The organism is Streptomyces sp. NPDC004561, from assembly GCF_053602155.1.
Map to the genome: position 1 here is coordinate 1 of NZ_JBSGDB010000417.1, position 7,709 is coordinate 7,709.

At 73.4% G+C, this 7,709-nt stretch carries 3 protein-coding genes; 1 reads left to right on the top strand and 2 read right to left on the bottom strand.

From position 1 onward, the window contains the following. On the bottom strand, positions 1-6,334 hold a 6,334-nt coding region (locus ACWEN3_RS36180; protein WP_452979863.1), incomplete at its 3' end, for a type I polyketide synthase. Between the two features lie 257 nt (positions 6,335-6,591). Beyond that, complete coding sequence (locus ACWEN3_RS36185; protein WP_452979866.1) at positions 6,592-7,203, bottom strand: RNA polymerase sigma factor; 612 nt, start codon at positions 7,201-7,203, stop codon at positions 6,592-6,594. Between the two features lie 237 nt (positions 7,204-7,440). Here ACWEN3_RS36185 and ACWEN3_RS36190 point away from each other — a divergent pair. Further along, on the top strand, positions 7,441-7,709 hold a 269-nt coding region (locus tag ACWEN3_RS36190), incomplete at its 3' end, for a MerR family DNA-binding transcriptional regulator (protein ID WP_452979869.1).

Genomic DNA, 7,709 nt, shown 5'->3' on the forward strand with positions numbered 1-7,709 from the left:
CCTGGACGAGCAGAACGGTCAGCGCGACGCCGGCGGTCAGTGCGGCGGCCGCCGGGGCGGCCCCGCCGTCGACGGCGAGCAGCGACAGGACGCCCGCAACGGTCTCGTCACCGGCCGCTCGGGCGAGCTGCGCGGTCAGGTCCTCACGTCCGGTGGCCGGCTCGACCGGGACCGGCAGCGGGACCAGGCCCCGCTCGGTCAGCCTGCGGAGGCAGGCGGTGACCCAGCCGTCGCCGAGTTGCGCAGCGCTGACCGGAACCAGCCATAGACCGTGCCGGGCAGGGCCCTCCGGGGCGGGATCGGGTATCCCTTTCCAGGTGACGTCATAGCGCCAACCGTCCACGGCGGACCGCTCCTTGCGCTGCCGCCGCCACGACGACAGCCTAGGCAGCACGTCGCTGAACGCGTCCCCCGCCCCGATCTCCAGGGTCTCCGCGAGGGCCTGGAGGTCACCGCGCTCCACGGTCTCCCAGAACTCCGCGTCCACCGGATCCACCACGGAGGCGGCCGTTCCCGGGGCGTCGACCCAGTACCGCTCGTGCTGGAAGGCGTACGTCGGCAGGTCGGTCGTCCGCGCACCGCCGAAGAAGAGGCTCCAGTCCACGGACCCGCCGTGCGTGTGCAGATGGCCCAGGGCCGTCACAAGGGCCTGCCGCTCGGGGCGGTCACCGCGCAGGACGGGCACGGTGACGGCCTCGTCCAGGCAGCCCTGCGCCATGCCGCTGAGAACACCGCCGGGGCCGATCTCCACGAACGTGGTCACACCCAACTCGTGCAAGGTGTGCAGGCCATCGGCGAAACGGACCGCCTCGCGGACGTGCCGGACCCAGTACTCGGGGGTGTACGACTCGGCCAGGCGGCCCGTGAGGTTCGAAACGACCGGAATCCGCGGCTCGTTGAAGGTCAGACCTCGGACGACCTCGGCGAACTCCTTCAGCATCGGGTCCATCAGCGGCGAGTGGAACGCGTGGCTGACCTTCAACCGGGAGGTCTTACGGCCCTGTTGGACGAAGACCTCGGCGATCTCCAGCACCGCCTCCTCGGCCCCGGAGATCACCACGGACTCCGGACCGTTGACCGCGGCTATGCTCACACCATCGGCGAGGTGAGGCAGGACTTCCTCCTCGGTGGCCTGTACGGCGACCATCGCACCGCCCGCGGGCAACGCCTCCATCAACGCGGCACGCGCCGACACCAGCTTCACGGCATCGTCCAGCGACAGCACCCCGGCCACATGCGCGGCCGCGATCTCCCCCACCGAATGACCGGCCACGAAATCGGGCCGCACACCCCACGATTCGAGGAGCCGGAACAACGCCACCTCGACCGCGAACAAGGCGGGCTGCGCGCACCCGGTCCGGTGCAGGGTCTCGGCGTCGACGTCGAGCGGGGCGTCCAGACGCGCGCACACCCCGTCGTACGCATCGGCGAAGACCGGGAACACCTCGTACAACTCACGCCCCATCCCGACCCGCTGCGAACCCTGACCCGAGAACAGGAAACCGACCTTGCCGCCCGGCCGGCCCTGGACGACTCCGGGCGACGGCATTCCGGCGGCCAGGTAGCCCAGTCCGCGGCGGAAGTCGTCGCAGCTCTCGCCGATGACGGCCGCCCTGTGGCGCAGGGCGCTGCGGGTGGTGGCCAGCGAGAGGCCGACATCGGCCGGTGACATGCCGTCCTCGATGAAGGCCAGCAGCCGTCGTGCCTGGTCGCGCAGCGCGGCGCCGCTCTTGGCGGAGAGCACCCACGGTAGGAGGGCCGGTGCGGGGGCGGCGGGGGTCTCTTCGGCCGGGGCCGGCGGGGCCTGTTCGATGATGGTGTGGGCGTTGGTGCCGCTGACACCGAAGGACGACACGGCGGCCCGGCGCGGGTGACCGGTCTCCGGCCAGTCGACGGCCTCGGTCAACAGGCGGACCTCGCCCGCGGACCAGTCCACGTGCGGTGTCGGCTCGTCCGCGTGCAGGGTCCGCGGGAGGACACCGTGACGCATGGCCATGACCATCTTGATCACACCGGCCACGCCCGCCGCGGCCTGCGCGTGGCCGATGTTGGACTTCAACGAGCCGAGCAGGAGCGGCCGTTCACGCTCCTGCCCATAGGTCGCCAGCAGCGCCTGCGCCTCGATCGGATCGCCCAGCGTCGTACCCGTGCCGTGCGCCTCCACCGCGTCGATGTCGGCGGCAGTGAGGCCGGCCGACGCCAGGGCCTGGCGGATGACCCGCTGCTGCGCCGGACCGTTCGGCGCCGTCAGGCCGTTGGACGCACCGTCCTGGTTCACCGCGCTGCCTCGCACCACGGCCAGCACCTCGTGGCCGTTGCGCACGGCGTCGGAGAGGCGCTCCACGAGCACGACGCCCACGCCCTCGGACCAGCCGGTGCCGTCCGCGTTCGCGCCGAACGCCCTGCAGCGGCCGTCGGGCGACAGGCCGCGCTGGCGGCTGAACTCCACGAAGACGTTGGGGCCGGCCATGACGGTGACGCCGCCGGCCAGGGCCATCGTGCACTCGCCGCTCCGCAGCGACTGCATGGCCAGGTGCAGGGCGACCAGGGACGACGAGCAGGCCGTGTCGATCGTGACGGCGGGGCCTTCGAGACCGAAGGAGTAGGCCACCCGGCCGGAGACGACGCTGGACGCGCCGCCGACGAGCCGGTGTCCTTCGACGCCTTCCGGCGTGCGGCGCGCATCGGCTCCATAGCCCTGGTAGGCCATGCCGACGAAGACGCCGGTCCGGCTGCCGCGCAGCTGCGCGGGGGCGATCCCGGCGCGCTCGAAGGCCTCCCACGAGGCCTCCAGCATCAGGCGCTGCTGCGGATCCATCGCCAGGGCCTCGCGCGGCGAGATCCCGAAGAAGCCGGCGTCGAAGTCGGTGGCGTCGTGGAGGAATCCGCCTTCGCGCGCGTACGTCTTGCCGGGGCGGTCGGGGTCGGGGTCGTAGAGGTCCTCGACGTCCCAGCCGCGGTTCGACGGGAATTCGGAGATGGCGTCGCCCCCGGACGCCACGAGGTCCCACAGGGCCTCGGGCGAGTCGACGCCGCCGGGCAGGTGGCAGCTCATCGCCACGATGGCGATGGGCTCGTCGGGGTCGGCCACGGTCGCCGGCGCGGCGGCCGTCGCGTCCTCGCCGCCCAGGGACCGGGCGGCGAGATGGCGGGCGAGCGCGGCAGGGGTCGGGTGGTCGAACAGCAGACCGCTGGGCAGGCGTAAGCCGGTGGCCTCGCTGAGCCGGTCGCGCAGTTCCACCGAGCTGAGCGAGTCGAAGCCGAGGTCCTTGAACGTCCACTCGGTCTCGACCTGGCGGGCTTCGGCGTGGCCCAGTACGGCGGCGATGTGCGCGCGGACCATGTCGAGCACGGCCTCGTCGCGTTCGGGCTCGGGCAGTCCGGCCGGCCGCCGAACCAGGGCTCCGGCAGGAGTGCCGTCGGTCTCGGTGATGGCCTCCGGTCGCGGAGCCGCAGGAGTCCGTCCGGTGGTGGCGACGGACGCCGTGGTGTCGCCGTCCAGCCAGTACCGCTGCCGTTCGAACGCGTAGGTGGGGAGTGCGACCTTGCGGCGTACGCCGCGTCCGCCGCCGAACAGGGCGTCCCAGTCCGGTTCCATGCCGTGGACGTGCAGCGAGGCGACCGCCGTCAGCAGGGCCTGCGGCTCGGGGCGGCGGGCGCGCAGGGCGGGGACGAACAGGGACTCGCTGCCGGCGCCGGCGCGGGCCATGGAGGTGAGCACGCCGCCGGGGCCGAGCTCCAGGTACGTACCGACGCCCCGCTCGTCGAGGCGCGCGACGCCGTCGGCGAAGCGGACCGCCTCCCGCACATGGCGGACCCAGTACGCGGCCGTGCGCCCTTCGTAGCCCGAGGGCTCCTCGGACAGCCGGCCCGTCACGTTGGACACGATCGGGATGCGCGGGGCGTGGAAGGTCAGGCCCTCGGCCACGTCGCGGAACTCCGCCAGCATGGGTTCCATGTGCGGGGAGTGGAAGGCGTGGCTGACCCGCAGCCGGCTGGTCCTGCGGCCGAGGGCGGCGAAGGCGTCGGCGATCTCGGCGGCGAGGTCCTCGTCGCCGGAGACGACGACGGAGTCCGGGCCGTTCAGCGCGGCGATGCTCACGCGGTCCGTGCGGTCGCCGATGCGGGCGCGGATCTCGTCCTCCGCGGCCTGCACGGCGATCATGGCGCCCCCGGCGGGCAGCGCCTGCATCAGTCGGCCGCGCGCGGCGACGAGGGCGCAGGCGTCGGCGAGCGAGAGGACGCCGGCCGCGTGCGCGGCGGCGAGTTCGCCGATGGAGTGGCCCATCAGCACGCCGGGGGTGATGCCCCAGCTCTCCAGAAGCCGGAACAGGGCGACCTCGACGGCGAACAGCGAGGTCTGCGTGTAGAGGGTCCGGTCGAGTTCGGCCGCTTCCTCGGTGCCTTCGGGGGCGAACATGACCTCGCGCAGCGGCCGCGGCAGCAAGGGGTCGAGGTGCGCGCACACCTCGTCCAGCGCGGTGGCGAACGCCGGGACGGTCTCGGCGAGTTCGCGGCCCATGCCGGTTCGCTGGCTGCCCTGACCCGAGAAGAGGAAGGCGAGTTCGGTGCGCGGGCCCGTGCGGCCTGTGGTCAGCGCGGCGTCGATGCCGCCGGTGGACAGCTCGCGCAGGGCGCGCAGGAGGTCGTCGCGGTCCTCGCCGACGACCACGGCCCGGTGTTCGAAGGCGGTGCGGCCGGTGGCCAGTGACCAGCCGACGTCGGGCAGGGCGAGACCGGGGTGTGCCTCGGCGTGCGCGAGCAGGGCGGCGGACTGGGCGCGCAGCCCGGACGCGGTCTTGGCGGACAGCGGCCAAAAGGCCGGACCCACCACCGGAGCCCCGCCCGCACCCGCCTCCGAAACCGCGCCCGCTCCCGCACCCGCCTCCGGAACCGCGCCCGCACCCGCCGCCGAGGCAGCGCCCGCACCCGCCTCCAGAGCCGTACCCGTACCCGCCTCAGCAGCCGCGCCGGCCGTCTCCGTCGCCCGGTGTTCCGCCAGCACGATGTGGCAGTTGGTGCCGCCCATGCCGAACGAGCTGACGCCGGCGAGCAGCGGGCGGCCGTCCTCGGCGGCCCATTCGCTGTGCTCGGTCTGCACCCGCAGGTTCAGCCGGTCCAGCGGGATCGCCGGGTTCGGCGTCTCGAAGTTGAGGCTGGCGGGCAGTTCACGGTGGCCGAGCGACAGGACCGCCTTCAGCAGGCCGGTGATGCCGGCGGCGCCCTCCAGGTGGCCGACGTTGGTCTTGGCCGAGCCGACCCGCAGAGGGCGGCCGGGCTCGCGTCCCGCACCGAGCACCGCGCCGAGCGCGGCAGCCTCGACGGGGTCGCCGACCTTGGTGCCGGTGCCGTGCAACTCCACGTAGCCGACGTGGGCGGGGTCGATCCCGGCCCGTTCGTAGGCGAGGCGGAGCACCTGTTCCTGCCCGGACTGCAGGGGTACGGTCAGCCCGTCGCCGCCGCCGTCGTTGTTGACCGCGCTGCCGCGGATCACGCAGTGGACGGGGTCGCCGTCCGCGACGGCCCGGGCGAGAGGTTTGAGGACGACGACGCCGCCGCCCTCGCCGCGGACGTAGCCGTTCGCGCGGGCGTCGAAGGTGAAGCAGCGGCCGTCGGGGGACAGTCCGCCGAACTTGGCGGCGCCCAGGGTGCTTTCGGGGACGATGTTGAGGTTCACGCCGCCCGCGAGGGCGATCGTCGACTCGCCCTTGCGGAGGCTCTCGCAGGCCAGGTGGACCGAGACCAGGGAGGACGACTGGCCGGAGTCCACGGTCAGGCTGGGGCCGTTCAGACCGAGGAAGTACGAGACCCGGTTGGCGATGATGCTGCGGTGCAGGCCGGTCACGGTGTGCGGGGAGATGGCCGTGAGTCCTGAGCGATGGTGCAGGGTCGCGTAGTCGTCCCAGATGGCGCCGACGAACACTCCGGTGCGGGTGGAGCGCAGCGTCTCGGCGCGCACGTGCGCGTCCTCCAGCGCTTCCCAGGCCAGCTCCAGCACGAGCCGCTGCTGGGGGTCCATGGCGGCGGCCTCCTTGGGGGAGAGCCCGAAGAACCCGGCGTCGAAGTGGCCGATGCGGTCGAGGAACCCGCCCCGGCGGATGTCGGTCCTACCGGGTGCGGACGGGTCGGCGTCACCCAGCGCGGCCCCGTCCCACCGGTCCGGGGGAACGTCGGTGATCGCGTCCGCGCCCTCGCTGAGCAGCCGCCAGAAGGCGGCCGCGTCGGCGGCCCCCGGCAGTCGGCAGGCCAGGCCGATGACGGCTATGCCGTCGGCCGAATCCGCCGAGGCGGAACCGGCCCGATTTCCCGTTCCGTTGAGCTCGGACTCGACCATATCGCGCTCCACCCACCCACACAGAGAATGAAAAGGCACCGCACCGTGGCGGCCACGGCACAGGTGATCGGCCCGACCGCGCGGCAACAAGTTGCGTGTGGCCACAGTTTCGGTCCGAAAGCCGCGCTCCGGCCGGTGCAGCAGAGCGGATTTAGGGGAATCCCCAATGGTCGAGGTGCCCGGGGATGCTGGTGACGCACGGCGTCCTGGAGCCGCCCGTACGCTGGTGAGGGGACAAGCTTGCATCGATTGTGCGCTCAGGCCGCCGCGACGCCCGAGTCCTCCAGGCAGCGGCGGAGGCGGTCGAGGCCGCGCCTGGTGTGGCTCTTGACCGTGCCGAGGGGCCAGCCGGTGATCCGGGCGATCTGGGCCTGCGTCAGGTCCTCGTAGTAGGCGAGGTGCAGCACCTGCCGCTGTTCGGAGCTGAGTTGCCGCAGGGCCCGGCCGACGACCAGCCGGTCCAGCGCCGCCTCGGGCTCGCCGGCGGCCTCGCGGCCCTGCGCCGGGACCAGTTCGGCGGCCGCGGCCGCGAGCCGGGCGCGGCGCGCCCGGGCGGCCAGCGCGTCGGCCACCTTGCGGCGGGTGATCCCCACGAGCCAGGCGGCCGGTGTGCCGCGCTCCGGCACATACCCGTGCCGTCCGCGCCAGGCGTCGGTGAACACCTGCTGGGTCACGTCCTCCGCCTCCCGCGCGTCCCCGAGCGCCTGCTGGGCCAGCCCGTGGACCAGCCCGCCCCACCGCCGGTGGAGCGCGGACCAGGCGCCGGCGTCAGCGGTCAGCGCGATGCCGTCCGCGACGTCCGGTGACGGATGGGCGAGAGCGGGCTCGACGGTGGTGACGGAGCTGGGTGCGGCCGGAATACGGTCCATGACCACGTCTCTCCTCGTGAGCCGGGGGTGCGTCGCCGTTCGGGCGCGGCATTCGTCCTGGTCAGCGGTGCGGCCCCGGGCCCCACCGCGCCGTACCTGCCGCTGTCCGGTGCGTTCAGCGTGCGCCGCGGAGGAAGACGTCCACAACTCGCATCGGTTTCGCATCGTTTAGCCTGGAAGCAGGAACTGTGACGGCACGGGCTCACGAGCCCCACGAAGCGGCGGGACGTGACGGTCATGAGCGACGCGACGGAGGCGGCCGGGCTGACCACGGGCGCCGTGGCCCGCCGGCTGGGCGTCTCCCCCACCACCCTGCGCTCCTGGGACCGCCGCTACGGTCTGGGGCCCGCCTCGCGGTCGCAGGGGCGGCACCGGCGCTGGAGTCCGCGGGACGTGGCGATGGTCGAGGAGACCCCGGACGCGACGCCGACCACGCGGGGCCTCGCCCTTGAGGACAGGCAGGGTGGTGGCCTCCCGGTCCCGCATCTGCCGTACGAACTCCTTGA